Genomic DNA, 15,866 nt, shown 5'->3' with positions numbered 1-15,866 from the left:
CAATCCGACATCACATGAGATACCTATTCACGTTTATTATTGCCCTTGTGGCGGTGGGTACGTCGATGGCACAGACGTTCAAGGTGCCACCTTACCAGAAATTTAAGCTGAAGAATGGCCTGACGGTTTACCTGATGGAGCAGCACGAAGTACCGCTGATCAACATCTCGGCCGTATTCGATGCCGGCGCCGTGCAGGATGGAAATCGGTATGGCCTGGCCAACATGACAGCGCAGGCGCTGCTGTTCGGAAGCTCGAAATACACGAAGGCGCAGCTCGAAGAAAAGATCGAATATGTGGGGGCCAGCGTAGAGACATTTGCTGGCAAAGAGGTGGCCAAAATGACTGCTTCGTTCGCCGTAAAAGATCAGGATCTGCTGTTCGATATTATTCAGGACGTGCTCACCAAGCCAACCTTCGATCAGGGCGAGTTCGATAAATACAAACAGCGGCAATTGCTTCAACTCACGCAGCAGAAAGAAAGTCCACGCGGGGTAGTGGGGTCGTATTTCAACCGGTTTGTCTTCGAGGGGCACCCCTACGCCAATCCACTTTCGGGAACGCCCGCGTCTGTTTCGGCGATTTCGGCGAGCGATGCCCGGCAGTTTTACCAGAAGAACTTCACCACCGATCGGGCGGCCATCGCCCTTGTCGGCGATTTCGACACGGCGGCCATGAAGAAGCGCCTCACCGATCTGTTTGGTAACTGGAAAACGGCCACCGCCACCTCGCCTGTGGTTGCCGAACCGACGTTTGCCTTCGATAAAAACCGGGTGCTGCTGGTAAATAAAGACGATGCCCGCGAAACCACGTTTTTAATTGGAGGAAAAGGCATCACCCAAAACAACCCCGATTTCATTCCCGTGACGGTGGTCAACACCATTCTGGGTGGCCGGTTTACATCCTGGCTGAACGATGCCCTGCGGGTAAATTCGGGCCTGACCTACGGGGCCAACAGCCGCTTCGGTACTTTCCGGAAAAGCGGCACCTTCGCCATCTCGACCTTCACAAAGAACAGCACCACCACCCAGGCCATCGATATGGCCCTTCAAGTGCTCGACAGCCTGCACCGGACGGGTATCGACGAGAAAACGCTCTCATCAGCCAAAAACTACGTCAAAGCTGATTTCCCGCCTCGCTACGAATCGGCCAGTAGCCTGGCCAACCTGCTTACCGATATGTTTAGCCTGGGTTTCGATGAGTCGTTTATCAACAATTTCCAGAAAAACGTCGACGGCCTGACGGTGGCCAAAACGCGGCAGATTATTGATCAGTATTTTCCGAAAGACAGGCTTCAGTTTGTCTTGATTGGCAAAGCTGAAGCCATTCGCGATAAGGTGAAAAAGTACGGTACCATCACCGAGAAAGAGATTAAGGCAGAAGGATTTTAAAGGGACCGTTGTCGCTTGCCTGTGGCGATTGCTTGTAACGTTAGGGCCTCTGGCCCGTTGGTCAAATGATGCCGAATGTTGATCGTCAACCGGGTCATGAGTTACCAACGGGCCAGAGGCCATCTAGTTAAGGGTCACTCGCCACAGGCAGGCGACAACGGAGATCAAGCAGGCCGTTCCATCTCCCTTTTTTCCGCCGCTGGAATACCAAAATTTGGTGTTCCGTCGTGGTGCCAGTGAATGCGCTGTAGGCGTGGATTACGTTCGTTTTCGCAGCCCTTATTCGGGCCGGGATTCGCGTGATAGAGGAGCCAGGTTTGCCCGGATTCGGTGTGAAAAACGCAGCCATGTCCCGGCCCGAAAGAGCCGTTATGCACCGACGTTTTGAAGACCGGTTCCTGCGCTTTGGTCCATGACGATGCATTCATCAGGTCACTATCGATTTTAGCCGTTAGCAGCCCCATGGCGTATTCGTCTGTCCAGCAGCCACTGGCCGAATAAACGATGAATAGCTGATCGTGATGGCGCATGAAGGCAGGCGCTTCATTCACCAGCACCTGGTTACGTTTGCTCTCGGGGTCAGGGTCGTGGTTGTGACGCTCCCAGGGCAAAGTTGGCTCAGACAGGAGCAGCCGGTCGCCCACGCAGGTCCAGGGATTGCTCAGGCGGCAGAGGTAGATATTCTGCTGCCGATTCTCGTCGCCCTCCCAACCCGACCAGGCCAGCAGCAGTTGGCCATCCAGGTCGATAACGGTGCCGTCGATCCCCCATTTCCCATCGGGTGTGGTGAGTTCGCACTTCATGCGCCACTCGCCTTGCAGCGGGTCACAATCTCTGTTTTCCAGCACCCATATTCGCTGATCGCCCGCATCCCGGTCTGCACCCGCGCTGAGGTAAGCGTACCAGCATTTGTTACCCGTTCCATCGTCGAGGTAGTGCAGCTCGGGGGCCCACATATTTTTCGAGAAGGGGCCGTCGGCAGGTACGTTCCAGACAATCTTCTGCTCGGCGTTGGCCAGATCAGCAATGTCGCGCGTCTTCCAGATAGTGAGGTTGGTACGGGTCGAATGCGTGTAGTAATAAAACCCGTCATGGCAGGCTGCCCAGGGGTCGGGGCCATAGGAAAGCAACGGATTCGTGAACGTCGTTTTTGAGATAGGCATTGTGATCAATCAGGCTAAAGGCCATGATGCACCAACTTGCCAGGGTAGAAAAGGTTTGGGTAAAGGCAACGTACCTGAGCGGTTATCAACTCAAATTACTTCTTTCTGAAACGACCTTGCCTGTTGGCTAGTTTATTCGTAAATTGGTGGATTACGCCAACCTGGAGCAACAACGCTGATGAACTTTGAATTAACCTCTGACTTTCAACCGACCGGTGATCAGCCCAAAGCCATTGAAGAGCTGGTTAAAGGTATCAATAACAATGAACCGGCGCAGGTACTGCTGGGGGTCACCGGATCTGGTAAAACCTTCACGGTGGCCAACCTGATTGCCCGGACCAACCGCCCTACGCTTGTCCTGAGCCATAACAAAACCCTGGCAGCACAGCTCTACGGCGAGTTCAAACAGTTCTTCCCCAACAACGCCGTCGAGTATTTCATCTCCTATTACGACTACTACCAGCCCGAGGCCTATATCGCCACCACCGGTACGTATATCGAGAAAGACCTCCAGATCAACGAAGAGATCGATAAGCTACGGCTGGCGGCCACGTCGGCGCTGATGAGCGGCCGGCGCGATGTGATCGTAATTGCGTCGGTGTCGTGTATTTACGGCATGGGTAACCCCGAAGAATTCAAGAATAGCGTGATTCGGGTGGGCGTGGGCGAACGGATCAGCCGGAACCAGTTTCTGCATAAGCTGGTCAGCATTCTTTACAGCCGCACGGAAGGTGATTTTCAGCGGGGCAACTTCCGGGTTAAAGGGGACACCGTTGATCTGTACGTGGCCTATGCCGACTTCGCGTACCGGTTTATTTTCTTCGGCGATGAAATAGAAACCATTCAGCGCATTGACCCCGGAACGGGTAAAAAACTGTCGGAAGAGAAACTGATTACGATCTTTCCGGCCAACCTCTTCGTAACGGGTCGCGATACGTTGAATGGGGCTATCCATCAAATCCAGGATGATCTGGTAGCGCAGATCAAGTTTTTCGAGAGTGAATTCCGCGAGCAGGAAGCCGAACGGATCAAGGAACGGACCGAATTCGACCTGGAAATGATGCGCGAACTGGGCTACTGCTCGGGTATCGAGAACTACTCGCGTTATTTCGATCGTCGTCAGCCCGGCCAGCGCCCGTTCTGTTTGCTCGATTATTTTCCCGACGATTTCCTGATGGTGGTCGACGAAAGTCACGTGACTATTCCGCAGATCCGCGCTATGTGGGGTGGTGACCGGTCGCGTAAAGTAGCGCTGGTCGATTACGGATTCCGGCTCCCGTCGGCGATGGATAACCGCCCGCTGACCTTTCAGGAGTTTGAAGACCTCACCCCGCAAACCGTTTATGTGTCGGCCACCCCATCGGATTATGAACTGCGCAAAAGTGAAGGCGTCGTGGTGGAGCAGCTTATTCGCCCAACGGGGCTGCTTGATCCAGAGATCGAGGTACGTCCCAGCCTGAACCAGATTGATGATCTGCTGGAAGAAGTGGATGCTCGCATCAAGAAAAACGAGCGCGTACTGATCACCACGCTGACCAAGCGAATGGCCGAGGAACTGAGCAAGTACCTGGAGCGGGTCGGCATCAAAACGCGCTACATCCACTCGGAGGTAAAAACCCTCGACCGGGTTGAAATCCTGCGCGACCTGCGGCTCGGTAATTTCGATGTGCTGGTGGGCGTGAACCTGCTGCGTGAAGGGCTTGACCTGCCCGAAGTGTCGCTGGTGGCCATCATGGACGCCGATAAAGAAGGTTTCCTGCGCGACATCCGGTCGTTGATCCAGACCATTGGCCGGGCCGCCCGAAACGCGAATGGACGGGTGCTGATGTACGCCGACCGGATCACCGGATCAATGGAAAAAGCGATCGACGAAACAAATCGCCGCCGTGCCATTCAAACGGACTATAACATCGCGAACGGCATTACACCCAAAACAGTGCTTAAATCGCGTGAGTCGATCATGGGGCAAACCAAAGTGGCCGACTCGAAACCGAAGCAGTTCTACGTGGAGCCCGACGAGATCAACATTGCGGCTGATCCGGTTGTGCAGTATATGGGTAAGAACGACCTGCAGCAACTGGTGAAAGAAACGCAGGCACGCATGGAACGCGCCGCCAAAGACCTCGACTTTATGGAAGCTGCCCGCCTCCGCGATGAGCTTTTCCAACTCCGCGATAAGTTGAAGGAGGAGAAGGTGTAGTTGCTGAAAAGTTACTATTGACAGTAATTTTCGTTTGTACTGATCGTATTATATCTTTGTATTGGATGGGGAGAGATCCCCGCCCATGACCTTGAGGTGACGTAACCGGCCGGTTTTAGCGTCACCTCATTGTATTTTTAGCGCAATTGTTCCGTCGTAGATTTCTTCACGTGTTAGTGTAATTACCTTCTCATCCCGGATAATCCAGAGTTTACGGACATTCTTAGTAAACTTCATTCGACCGATAATTGCTGACCTTATGTCAGCTGCCGACACCTTGCTTAGAATGTGGATTACAAGGTAGTTTGCTTGATGGCGACCTTTACGGATTGCTTCTTCTATAGCTGATCGAGTGGGCGTAAGGTTATGTTTGAATTCTACTTCAATTTCTTCGTTAAGAAAATAAGCGTCTGGGTTTTTTGCGTAAGGTGTAGTGTCAATTGGTAACAAGCGCACTTTGTAGCCCAGCTTTGCTAACAGAATAGCTGTTGCCACATTACGCTCAGTCTCGTGATTGTGGTGCGTGATATGTATTTCCACGTAACCCCCTGTCTGATTGATTTCAGATTCGCGAGGGTCTGGATACACTAGTCGGTAGTTAATCAGATCAGACATAGGGCGATAATACTAACACAAAAGTAGGCATCATATGGTGTCTGACGAATAAGTATTTTTGACCAAAAGCGTTCGCCATGTTCACCGACGAGTACTTTATGGAGATAGCCCTTTCGCTGGCTGAAGAAGCGGCCGACATGGGCGAGATCCCGGTTGGCGCGTTGGTTGTTTGCCAGAACCGTATTATCGGAAAAGGGCGTAATCAGACCGAGCGACTGAACGATGTAACGGCCCATGCCGAAATAATCGCTATTACGGCCGCTACACAGGCGCTGGGTGGTAAATACCTGACAAACTGTACACTTTATGTTACGCTCGAACCTTGCGTAATGTGCGCAGGTGCCATTTTCTGGGCGCAGCTTGGTCGGCTGGTCATCGGTGCCGACGATCCTAAACGTGGTTACTCGCGGCTGAGTCCGTCGCCGATGCATCCAAAAACAAGGGTAGAGACAGGCATTTTAGCCGATGAAAGCAGCGCTTTGATGACGAACTTTTTCGGGCGGCTAAGAACATAAAGCAAAAGCACGGTGTTAGACCGGGTGAATTAAACCTTAAACACGATATGGCTTTCGTATTAGATCCACTGCCCTACTCGAGCGATGCGCTTGAACCAAACATAGACAAGCAGACCATGGAGATCCACCATGGCAAACACCATAACGCCTACGTAACGAACCTGAACAACGCCGTGACAGGCACCGAAATGGAAAACCTGTCGATCGATGAACTGGTCGCTAACGTGAGCAAATACCCCGTGGCTGTTCGTAATAACGGCGGCGGTCATTTTAACCATACGTTCTTCTGGAATATCCTGTCGGCAAACGGTGGCGGGCAGCCTTCGGGCGAGCTGGCAACAGCCATTGATCAGAAATTCGGTTCGTTTGATGCCTTGAAAGAAGAGTTTACGAAAGCGGCTACTACGCGTTTCGGTTCGGGCTGGGCCTGGCTGATCGTTACGGCTGATGGTGAACTGGCTGTTACATCGACCCCAAACCAGGATAACCCATTGATGGACGTTACCGAGCAGAAAGGGACGCCAATCATTGGGCTCGACGTTTGGGAGCACGCCTATTACCTCAAATACCAGAACCGTCGCCCCGAATACATTGCCGCCTTCTGGAATGTCGTTGACTGGAATGCCGCTGATGCTCGCTACCAACAGGCGAAGGCAGCTTAAGTGATTAATAATGAGGAATTAAGAATTGTGAGTGAAATTTTGTGCGAAAAATGGGCCTAAAGGCACTCATAATTCTCAATTCTTAGCTACCTTTGCATTCTCAAATTAAATGGTGCGCGTAGCTCAGTTGGTTAGAGCGCTGGTTTGTGGTGCCGGAGGTCGTGGGTTCGAGACCCATCGTGCACCCACCATTTGAAGTCCTGACATACGTGTCAGGACTTTTTTTTTAGCCTTAACTGCTACAAACAGCCAGCATAGAAATATGGCCGACTTACCTGCTCCCCGTTATGATAGACCTATTCGTACTGTTCTGGTATTGGCATACCTGGCCGGACTAATTGGGTTGCAGATACCAGCTGTTGCGCCGCTTTTTAAGCAATTAACGGTATTGAACCTGCTGGGTACGTTGGCGGCATTACTATGGTACCATACCGACTGGCGGCCAGCTTTCGCGTTCTACATCGCTTTGGCCATCTTAACGGGCTATTTTGTTGAAATGCTGGGGGTACGCACCGGGTACGTATTCGGCGGACCATACGCCTACGGTACAGGATTAGGGCCTAAACTTTTCGGTATCCCGCCCATCATCGGAGCCAACTGGCTATTGCTGACATACTGTTTCGGTTCCGTTTTTGATCGTTTCCCCTGGCCTGTCTACGTAAAAACAGCCCTGGCTGCCGCTGGAATGGTTGCCCTCGATGTCCTGGTTGAGCCCGTTGCCATTCGCCTCGACTTTTGGACCTGGTTTGGTAAGCCTATTCCCATACAAAATTACCTGGGCTGGTGGCTCGTTGCAGTTGCCCTGCTCAGTATATGGTATGGACTCCCATTTCGTAGAGAAAACCGGGTTGCTCTGCTAATAATCAGCCTCCAGATCGTCTTCTTTGTTGGCCATCAACTCCTGTACAGGTTGGCCATTCGCTAAACAAAGGGGGCCTTATCAGGGTTATAGGATAGAATTCATAATGGCGTTATTGCATTTTCAAATGAAATGTTGCAAAGCGATAGATAGGTGCTTAGTTTAGACATTGCGTTTACCTGCGCAGCGTTGAAATGGGTTCATTTAGCGTGCTCTTACAGCATCTATTTTCTGCACCAACTTGTAATCAGATCATCCCATGAGTAACTACTCGATTAAAGATTTAGAGCAACTTTCCGGCATAAAAGCCCACACGTTGCGGATCTGGGAGCATCGCTATAATATCATTCAGCCCAAGCGTACGGATACGAACATACGTACCTACGATGATCAGGATCTGAAATTGGTGCTGAACATCTCGCTGCTGAAAGACCACGGTTACAAAATTTCGGAGATCTCCAAACTCAGTGTAGAGGCGATGTACCAGGAGGTGATCAAGATTTCGGATCGCCAGCTAAGTTACCCCGATCAGATTCATGCCCTTACCATATCGATGATCGACTTGGACGAGGACCGGTTCGAGAAAATTATCAGTACCAATATCCTGCAGTTCGGTTTTGAGAACACGATGATCAACATCATTTATCCGTTCTTGAGCCGTATAGGTACGTTGTGGGTAACGGGGTCTATTGGCCCGGCTCAGGAACACTTCATCACGAATTTGATTCGCCAGAAACTAATTGTGGCCATCGATGGACAAGTGAGTAAGCAACGACCGAACGGCAAGAAGTACCTGCTGTTCCTGCCCGAAGGCGAAATGCATGAGATCAGCCTTCTGTTTGCCAATTACATCATTCGGGCTCGGTACAATAAGGTTGTTTACCTGGGGCAGAGTCTGCCGTTTAGTGAGTTACTGTTTGCTTACAATGTACATAAGCCCGATTATATCTTTTCGGCTATTACATCAGTGCCTGCCAATCACGAAGCGCAGCTTTACGTTAATAAGTTAAGCGCACAATTCCCGGAAGCCCACTTGTTGTTAACAGGCTATCAGATGGTAGGCCAGGATATCCAAATGCCCGAAAACGGAACGATCATCAATAGCATTGAGGATCTGATTCGGGTAGCGAGTACGTAAGAAGTCCTCTGTCCTCAGTTTACCGTTTACTGTCTTCTGTTGCGCTGCTAAAGAGCGGAGCAACAGAAGACAGTAAACGGTAAACTGAGGCCATAAAAAAGGCCCCTGCTAAACAGCAGGGGCCTTTTTTATACTACGGAAACTTAAACTTTGATCTCTACATCGACACCGCTAGGTAGTTCGAGTTTCATTAGGGCGTCAACCGTTTTCGAGCTGGTCGAATAAATGTCAACCAGACGCTTGTAGGTGCAAAGCTGGAATTGCTCACGCGCCTTTTTGTTCACGTGTGGTGAACGCAGGACGGTGTAAATCTCTTTGTCGGTAGGCAGTGGAATTGGACCACTGACCATAGCGCCCGTCGATTTAACGGCCTTAACAATCTTCTCAGCCGATTTGTCAACCAACATGTGGTCGAACGACTTCAATTTGATGCGAATCTTCTGATTCATAAAAAGCGGTTCGTTTAGTTAACTAATCCCCAGCCGAAAGAACCATTTACTCCGGAGAGGGAAATTTTAAGGAGTTTGCTGTTTACCGTTTACTGTCTTCTGTTGCCCCGCTCTTTGGCGGGGCAACAGAAGACAGTAAACGGTAAACAGCAAACTGATTTTTATGAGAGGCCGCCTTTTTCTTTCTTCACTACGGTGTCGGCGATGTTGTTCGGCACGATTTCGTAGTGTGAGAATGTCAGGTTGGCTGTTGCACGGCCTGATGACATCGTACGGAGTTCAGTGATATAACCGAACAACTCCGACAGCGGCACATCGGCTTTGATTACCTGCGAACCGGCGCGGCTGTCCATCCCTTTCATGATACCCCGGCGGCGGTTCAAATCACCCGTGATCGGACCGGTATACTCTTCAGGCGTCAGTACCTCAACAGCCATGATTGGTTCCAGCAGTTTCGGACCAGCCTGACGACCTGCTTCGCGGAAGCCCATCCGGGCAGCTAATTCAAACGATAGTGAGTCTGAGTCAACGTCGTGGAATGAACCGTGGAACAACCGAACCTTCATGGAGTCGACCGGGTAGCCAGCCAACGGACCCGTTGACATCGCTTCGGCGAAACCTTTCTGAATGGCAGGAATGAATTCGCGCGGAATAACACCACCTACGATCGCATTGTCGAACTGGAGGCCAGCTTTCACTGAACCGTCTTCTTCCGGGTCGCGTGGCATCAGTTCAAACACGATGTCGGCGAATTTACCGCGACCACCCGTTTGCTTCTTGTATACCTCGCGGTGTTCAACCTTCTTGGTGATGGTCTCTTTGTAAGCTACCTGAGGAGCACCCTGGTTCACTTCCACCTTGAACTCACGACGCATCCGGTCGATGATGATCTCCAGGTGAAGTTCGCCCATACCACGAATGATGGTCTGGCCCGTTTCTTCGTTCGACTCAACTTTCAGGGTTGGGTCTTCTTCGATCAGTTTACCAATGGCTTTCGAGAAGTTGTCCTGGTCGGCGGTCTTCTTCGGCTCAATGGCGTACCCAATAACGGGATCAGGGAACACCATCGACTCCAGAACGATCGGGTTCTTCTCGTCTGACAGGGTATCACCCGTTTTGATGTCTTTGAAACCAACCACAGCCCCAATGTCACCCGCCTCAAGACGATCGATCTGGTTTTGTTTGTTGGCGTGCATCTGGAAGATACGCGAGATACGCTCTTTGTTGCCCGAGCGGTTGTTCAGGATATACGAACCTGATTCCAGCACACCCGAGTAGGAACGGATGAAGCACAGACGGCCCACATAGGGGTCAGTCGCAATTTTGAACGCCAGCGCCGAGAATGGCTCAGACGTCGACGGCTTGCGTGACACTTCAACGCCCGTATCCGGGTTTGTACCCACGATGCTCTCCTTATCGAGTGGCGAAGGCAATAGGGCCATCACATAGTCGAGCATGGTTTGTACACCTTTGTTCTTGAACGATGAACCGCAAAGCATCGGCACGATTTTCATGCTGATAGTAGCCTTACGCAACGCCGCCAGAATTTCGTCTTCCGAGATCGAAGCAGGATCGTCGAAATACTTCTCCATCAGCGAGTCGTCGAATTCAGCAACGGCTTCCAGGAGTTTTTCCCGCCATTCGGTGGCTTCGTCCAGCATATCGGCTGGGATCGGTACCTCACGGAAGGTCATTCCTTTGTCATCTTCGTTCCACTCAATACCCCGGAAGTTGACGAGGTCAACCACGCCACGGAATGTATCTTCTTCACCGATAGGCAACTGAAGAGGCACGGCGTAGCTCCCCAGCATTTCCTTCACCTGCTTGCACACGTTCAGGAAGTCGGCGCCAGAGCGGTCCATTTTATTGACGAAGCCAAGACGGGCAACGTTATAGTTGTTGGCCAAACGCCAGTTCGTTTCCGACTGAGGTTCAACACCATCAACGGCACTGAAAAGGAATACCAGACCGTCTAACACACGCAGTGACCGGTTCACTTCAACGGTGAAGTCAACGTGACCTGGGGTGTCAATGATGTTGATGTGGTATTTCTGGTCGCGGTAGGTCCAGTCAACGGTAGTGGCGGCTGAAGTGATCGTGATACCACGCTCCTGCTCCTGCTCCATCCAGTCCATTGTGGCAGCTCCATCGTGAACCTCACCGATCTTGTGACTTACCCCGGCGTAATAGAGAATACGTTCGGTAGTAGTCGTTTTGCCTGCGTCGATGTGGGCAGCGATACCGATGTTTCTCGTCAATAATAAATCGCGAGCCATTAGCTTGTTATACAGAAAGTTATGTAATCCTAAAACGGTGGAAAGAAACCTGCCCAGTTGAACGGGCTGGCCTTTCATGAATCAGGTCGCAAAATTACTGACTTCCAGCGGGAAAGTCAAGTTAAAGTGCTAAGTATGATAAAGGGTAAAGACCGGGACGTGAAACGTACCTTTTCCGGTCTTTACCCTTTATCAGAAAGGCTTCGATAAACTTTATGATAGTAAGCCAGCCATGCTAGGCAACAACGACGATTGCCTATCGCGATAAACGGCCTGATAGCGCATGGGGGTCGTGCCTGTCTGCTGTTTGAACTGCCGGTGAAAATGCGAGATATTATTAAACCCACACTCAAAGCCAACCTGACTGACGCTCAGATCGGCCTGGGTCAGCAGTTTCCGGGCGTGACTAATGCGCAGTTCATTCAGGTATTCGACAAACGATTTACCTGTCCGTTTCCGGAAATACCGGCAAAAGGCCGCCGGCGCCATACCCGCTACCGAGGCGATCTGCTCAATTCGGATCTCTTTACGGAAGTGCTTCAGGACATATTCCAGCACGCGTTTCATGCGTTCGGTTTCGGCCTCGCTGGCCGTCAGCTGATAACTATCTGAGGCCAGAAGAATGGCCTCCCGGTCGGCAGCCAGTTCGTTCAGAATGCCAAGAAGCTCGAGCACCTGCGCCATGCCGTCCAGGTGAGGTAACTGAATCAGCCGGGTGGCTAGTCGGGAAACTGTGCCGGGGCTGAAGCAAAGGCCATAGCGTGAACGTTGCAGCAATTGCCGAATGGCACCCGATTCGGGTAAAACACTCAGCAGGTTTTCGTCTAATGTGGCCGGAAATTGAACAACGATGGCTTCAGCGGGCAGTTCGTCGTACCGATCGTCATCATTTCGCCAGAAGTGCGGTAGGTTGGGGCCAATCAGCACCAGGTCACCTACCTCAAAATTGGTGACGTGATCGCCAACAAAACGTTTGCCATTACTCTCCAGAATGTACGTAAGCTCGTACTCGGGATGGTAATGCCATAAAGCCCCAAACGCTGTAAGACGGATATGCTTTACAAGCAATGAGTGTTCCTGGTCAATATTTACCTTTTCGTAAAGCGCTTTCACTTAGTGCTCCATTTTAACTGTTGAAGGTATAAAGCCCAGTAAAAATAGTCAGAATTTCACATAAAATGTACAGATTACGTCGAGCATTTTTAGCAAAAGGTCGCTGGCTGCAATGTGGCACTAGCTTTGCCGTCTACGAAGAGTAAGGTCTGCTTTTCGAACTACTGCATAAAAGCGACTATTTTTCGGGCAAATCGCGTTACCTCCGTAACCTATTAGTTGTACCTACATTGTATGAATCGGTTTATTGCCCCGTTGGGCCTGTTGCTTTGCCTGTTTACCGCCGTTACGGCCAGCTTCGGTCAGTTTGGCCAGAATAACATCACCAAGCCCACCACGTTTGCGTATAGCGTTTCGCCCACGAAAGCGAAAGTGGGCGATGTCGTTGAGATTCGGATCACGGCCCGCTCTAAAGAAGGCTGGCATATGTACGCTGCCAAAACCAATCCGAAACTGGAGATGGGACCACAGGCAACTACCGTGACACTGGAAAAAAACAAGACGTTCCAACCGGTTGGCGAGCTGGGCTCTATTGGTTACGAAACGAAATTCGACGATGTCTGGGAAGGGGATACGTACATCATGCCCAACCCGGCGGTGTTTACCCAGAAGGTGAAACTTTTGAGCAATAAGCCTGTGCTTAAAGGCACCATTGAGGGCCAAACCTGTTCAACAGTCTGCGTACAGGTCAGCGACGATTTCGACGTATCATCTATGTTGACGGTGGCAGCTGGCTCAACGCCGCCAGAAAGTGTAACGACTGCCGTTGCTTCGGCTCCAACCAGTACCACTACAGTAGCGTCTGCTACGGCCAACGTACCTGAATCGGTTTCGTCTGCTCCTGAGGTGATCGCTGCCGATACAGTAGCCGCGCCAGGTACGTCGGTGGCGCCGGTAGTTGGTGAGGTTGATCCGCTGGCGAAGCCGGAAGGGGAGCAGGGCGGGGCGCAATCGCTCTGGGGCTTTGCGCTCACGGCTTTTCTGGCGGGGCTGGCAGCTTTGCTGACACCCTGCGTGTTTCCGATCATTCCGATGACGGTCAGCTTTTTTACGCACCAGAAGGGGGGCTGGTGGAAAGCGTTGCTGTATGGCGCGTCGATCATTGCCATTTATGTCTTGATCGGTACGTTGGTGTCGCGCATCAATGGCCCGGCTTTTGCCAATTTCCTGAGTACGCACTGGCTACCCAATCTGCTCTTCTTCGCAGTTTTCTTCACCTTCGGCCTATCGTTCCTGGGCCTGTTTGAGATTACCCTGCCCAGCTCGATCGTCAACAAGGCCGATGCCGCTTCGGAACGGGGCGGTCTGGCTGGTATCTTTTTCATGGCCTTCACGCTCGTGCTGGTCTCGTTTTCCTGCACTGGCCCCATCGTAGGCAGCATCCTGGTGGCGTCGGCGGGCGGTGAAGTAGTGAAGCCAATTGTGGGTATGGCGGCGTTCTCATCGGCCTTTGCCATTCCGTTCACGCTGTTTGCGCTCTTTCCGCAGTGGTTACAGAAACTGCCTAAATCGGGTGGCTGGCTGAATTCGGTGAAAGTGGTGCTGGGCTTCCTGGAACTGGCGCTGGCCCTGAAATTCCTGAGTATTGCCGATCAGGTGTATCACTGGCATCTGCTCGACCGCGAAGTGTACCTGTCTTTCTGGATCGTGATCTTCAGCTTGCTCGGGCTCTATTTGCTGGGTAAAATCCGGCTGGCGCACGATAGCCCCGAAATGACCACGGTGGATACGGCTAGTGGCAGTATGCGGTTGCCGGTGGCGAATTCAAAGGTGAGCATTCCCCGCCTGTTGCTGGCCATCATCACGTTTACGTTCGTGGTCTATATGATTCCGGGCCTCTGGGGGGCTCCGCTGAAAGCGTTGGCGGGCTATTTGCCGCCCGAAACATCGCAGGATTTTAACCTGCATGGGGGCGGCTTTGGTAACACAGCAGGCCAACAGGGAACAAAACGGGTCGTTCGGTACGGCGACCTGTTTAAACTGCCGCACGGTATTCAGGGCTTTTTCGATTATAAAGAAGCGCTGGCCTACAGTAAGACCGTAGGTAAACCCGTGTTTATCGACTTCACCGGCCACGGCTGCGTGAACTGCCGCGAAATGGAGCAACGCGTCTGGAGTGAGCCGACGGTGTTGACCCGCCTGCAAAATGACTACGTGGTGGTGGCGCTCTACGTCGATGATAAAACCGAACTGCCGGAAGGGGAGTGGTACACGTCGAACTACGACCAGAAGCAGAAAAAAACGATCGGAGCGCAGAACGGCGACTTGCAGATCACCCGCTACGGCAACAACGCCCAGCCGCACTACTGCCTCGTTGATGAAACCGGCAAGCTGCTGGTTTCACCCATCAACTACGATCTGAACGTCGAGAAGTTCGGCAAGTTCCTGGATTCAGGTAAAGCTGCTTTTGCCAGAAAATAAGCTTTTGCGAGGTACGTTGCTTCTTACTGTGTATGGCTTCGCGAGCTAGGCCCTTCGACAGGCTCGCGAAGCCATACACAGTAAGAAGCAACGTACCTCGCAAAAGCTTATTTCTTACCTGCGTCAGCCGATCCGTTCAGCTTTTCGATAGCCATCAATTGCTTCATGGTTTTCTCCATGCCATCGGTTGAGCCGTCGAGGAAAATGACGTTTCCTTTGCTGTTTTCGGCGAAGTGTTTCACGGCTTCGGTCCAGATCGAGAACAGGATCAGCGAGGCGTCCAGGTCGGCTTCGCTCATTACTTTGGCCGATTCGGCCATACCCTTGGCCACTTCTTCGCGGAACAGCGCCACACCCTGCCCACGAAGCTGCGCCGCCGTTTTCTCGGCTTCGGCCGAAATCTTGATGGCGTTCCCCTCCGCTTCGGCGGCTTTGGTTTTTGTGATCAGCAGCGCCTGTCCTTCGTTTTCGGCGGCGGCTTTCAGGTTCGACGAGGCCACTACCTGCGCCATCGATCGCATAATGACCTCATCAAACGCAATGTCGTTGAGTTGCAGGTCGGTCAGGTGGTAACCCCAGCTCTCGAGCAGCGTATCCAGCTGAAATTTAACGTGTTCGATGATCTCGGAGCGCAGGGCCAGAATCTCTGATTGCCGTTTGGTAGCCACAAAACTACGGATAGACCCTTCGATGGTACGGATCAGCGCCTGCATGAATGAAGCCTCATCGATGAATTTGAACGCTACATTCTTGATCGTCTCTTCGTCCTGATTCAGGACCGAATAGACCAGCATCGCCTTGAAATTGACATTGGCCTGATCGGCCGTGATAGCCTGAAACGCCAGTTCGACTGACCGGTTCTGAATCGAAATTTTGCGGTAAATGACCTCGATGAACGGGATCTTGAAATTCAGACCGGGCGTCAGGACCCGGTTGTATTTGCCAAAGACAGTGATGACAGCCACCGTACCCTGTTGCACGATGACGATAGACAGGAACGCGATGAACGCGATCAGAACGAGTACGATAGGCGTAAAGAGCATGGCCGGTCAGTCTGGTTTAGA

Annotated in this window: 13 protein-coding genes and 1 tRNA gene; 8 read left to right on the top strand and 6 right to left on the bottom strand. The window is 51.8% G+C overall.

All coding sequences use genetic code 11. The annotated features are described in order from the left end of the window. The first annotated feature begins 14 nt into the window (after window positions 1-14). Window positions 15-1,391 (top strand): M16 family metallopeptidase, encoded by a 1,377-nt coding sequence (locus tag ACAW75_RS01360; protein WP_370726863.1) that lies wholly within the window; start codon window positions 15-17, stop codon window positions 1,389-1,391. Window positions 1,392-1,555: 164 nt separating this feature from the next. Here the strand turns inward: ACAW75_RS01360 and ACAW75_RS01355 are convergent, their stop codons facing one another. Continuing rightward, window positions 1,556-2,554, bottom strand: a complete 999-nt coding sequence (locus ACAW75_RS01355) for a glycoside hydrolase family 43 protein (RefSeq protein WP_370726862.1) — start codon at window positions 2,552-2,554, stop codon at window positions 1,556-1,558. A 178-nt stretch (window positions 2,555-2,732) separates the two neighbouring features. Here ACAW75_RS01355 and uvrB point away from each other — a divergent pair, with 178 nt between their 5' ends. Further along, complete coding sequence (uvrB, locus tag ACAW75_RS01350; protein WP_370726861.1) at window positions 2,733-4,754, top strand: excinuclease ABC subunit UvrB; 2,022 nt, start codon at window positions 2,733-2,735, stop codon at window positions 4,752-4,754. Window positions 4,755-4,880: 126 nt separating this feature from the next. Here the strand turns inward: uvrB and ACAW75_RS01345 are convergent, their stop codons facing one another. Beyond that, entirely contained in the window at window positions 4,881-5,369 is a 489-nt protein-coding gene (locus tag ACAW75_RS01345) for a hypothetical protein (protein ID WP_370726860.1), read from the bottom strand. A gap of 77 nt (window positions 5,370-5,446) precedes the next feature. Between ACAW75_RS01345 and ACAW75_RS01340 the strand changes: the two genes are divergently transcribed. The 5 genes from ACAW75_RS01340 to ACAW75_RS01320 all read left to right on the top strand — a co-directional run bounded on the left by ACAW75_RS01340 (window position 5,447) and on the right by ACAW75_RS01320 (window position 8,543). Next, window positions 5,447-5,884 carry a nucleoside deaminase gene (locus tag ACAW75_RS01340; protein WP_370726859.1) on the top strand — a complete coding sequence of 146 codons (438 nt, stop codon included), beginning with the start codon at window positions 5,447-5,449 and terminating at the stop codon, window positions 5,882-5,884. 47 nt (window positions 5,885-5,931) lie between these two features. Beyond that, entirely contained in the window at window positions 5,932-6,546 is a 615-nt protein-coding gene (locus ACAW75_RS01335) for a superoxide dismutase (RefSeq protein ID WP_370726858.1), read from the top strand. 111 nt (window positions 6,547-6,657) lie between these two features. Next, window positions 6,658-6,733 (top strand) — tRNA-His (locus ACAW75_RS01330). A 75-nt stretch (window positions 6,734-6,808) separates the two neighbouring features. Beyond that, window positions 6,809-7,471 (top strand): carotenoid biosynthesis protein, encoded by a 663-nt coding sequence (locus tag ACAW75_RS01325; RefSeq protein WP_370726857.1) that lies wholly within the window; start codon window positions 6,809-6,811, stop codon window positions 7,469-7,471. Between the two features lie 193 nt (window positions 7,472-7,664). Continuing rightward, window positions 7,665-8,543 carry a MerR family transcriptional regulator gene (locus ACAW75_RS01320; RefSeq protein ID WP_370726856.1) on the top strand — a complete coding sequence of 293 codons (879 nt, stop codon included), beginning with the start codon at window positions 7,665-7,667 and terminating at the stop codon, window positions 8,541-8,543. Between the two features lie 143 nt (window positions 8,544-8,686). On the opposite strand, the gene rpsJ is transcribed toward ACAW75_RS01320, so the two are convergent. From rpsJ to ACAW75_RS01305, 3 genes are all read right to left on the bottom strand, one after another. Beyond that, complete coding sequence (gene rpsJ, locus ACAW75_RS01315) at window positions 8,687-8,992, bottom strand: 30S ribosomal protein S10 (RefSeq protein WP_085411961.1); 306 nt, start codon at window positions 8,990-8,992, stop codon at window positions 8,687-8,689. A 161-nt stretch (window positions 8,993-9,153) separates the two neighbouring features. Beyond that, on the bottom strand, window positions 9,154-11,268 hold the full coding sequence (gene fusA / locus ACAW75_RS01310) for an elongation factor G (protein WP_370726855.1): 2,115 nt from the start codon (window positions 11,266-11,268) through the stop codon (window positions 9,154-9,156). Window positions 11,269-11,481: 213 nt separating this feature from the next. Next, window positions 11,482-12,381 (bottom strand): helix-turn-helix domain-containing protein, encoded by a 900-nt coding sequence (locus ACAW75_RS01305; protein WP_370726854.1) that lies wholly within the window; start codon window positions 12,379-12,381, stop codon window positions 11,482-11,484. A gap of 234 nt (window positions 12,382-12,615) precedes the next feature. On the opposite strand from ACAW75_RS01305, the gene ACAW75_RS01300 reads away from it, so the two are divergent. After that, window positions 12,616-14,802, top strand: a complete 2,187-nt coding sequence (locus tag ACAW75_RS01300) for a protein-disulfide reductase DsbD family protein (protein WP_370726853.1) — start codon at window positions 12,616-12,618, stop codon at window positions 14,800-14,802. A gap of 107 nt (window positions 14,803-14,909) precedes the next feature. Here the strand turns inward: ACAW75_RS01300 and ACAW75_RS01295 are convergent, their stop codons facing one another. Next, window positions 14,910-15,845, bottom strand: a complete 936-nt coding sequence (locus ACAW75_RS01295; RefSeq protein ID WP_370726852.1) for an SPFH domain-containing protein — start codon at window positions 15,843-15,845, stop codon at window positions 14,910-14,912. Window positions 15,846-15,866: the final 21 nt, after the last annotated feature.

Source organism: Fibrella arboris, from assembly GCF_041321095.1.
In the GTDB taxonomy this organism is placed as follows: Bacteria; Bacteroidota; Bacteroidia; order Cytophagales; family Spirosomataceae; genus Fibrella; species Fibrella arboris.
Note: the sequence above shows the minus strand (reverse complement) of the source record. Positions and strands in the feature narration are given on the sequence as shown.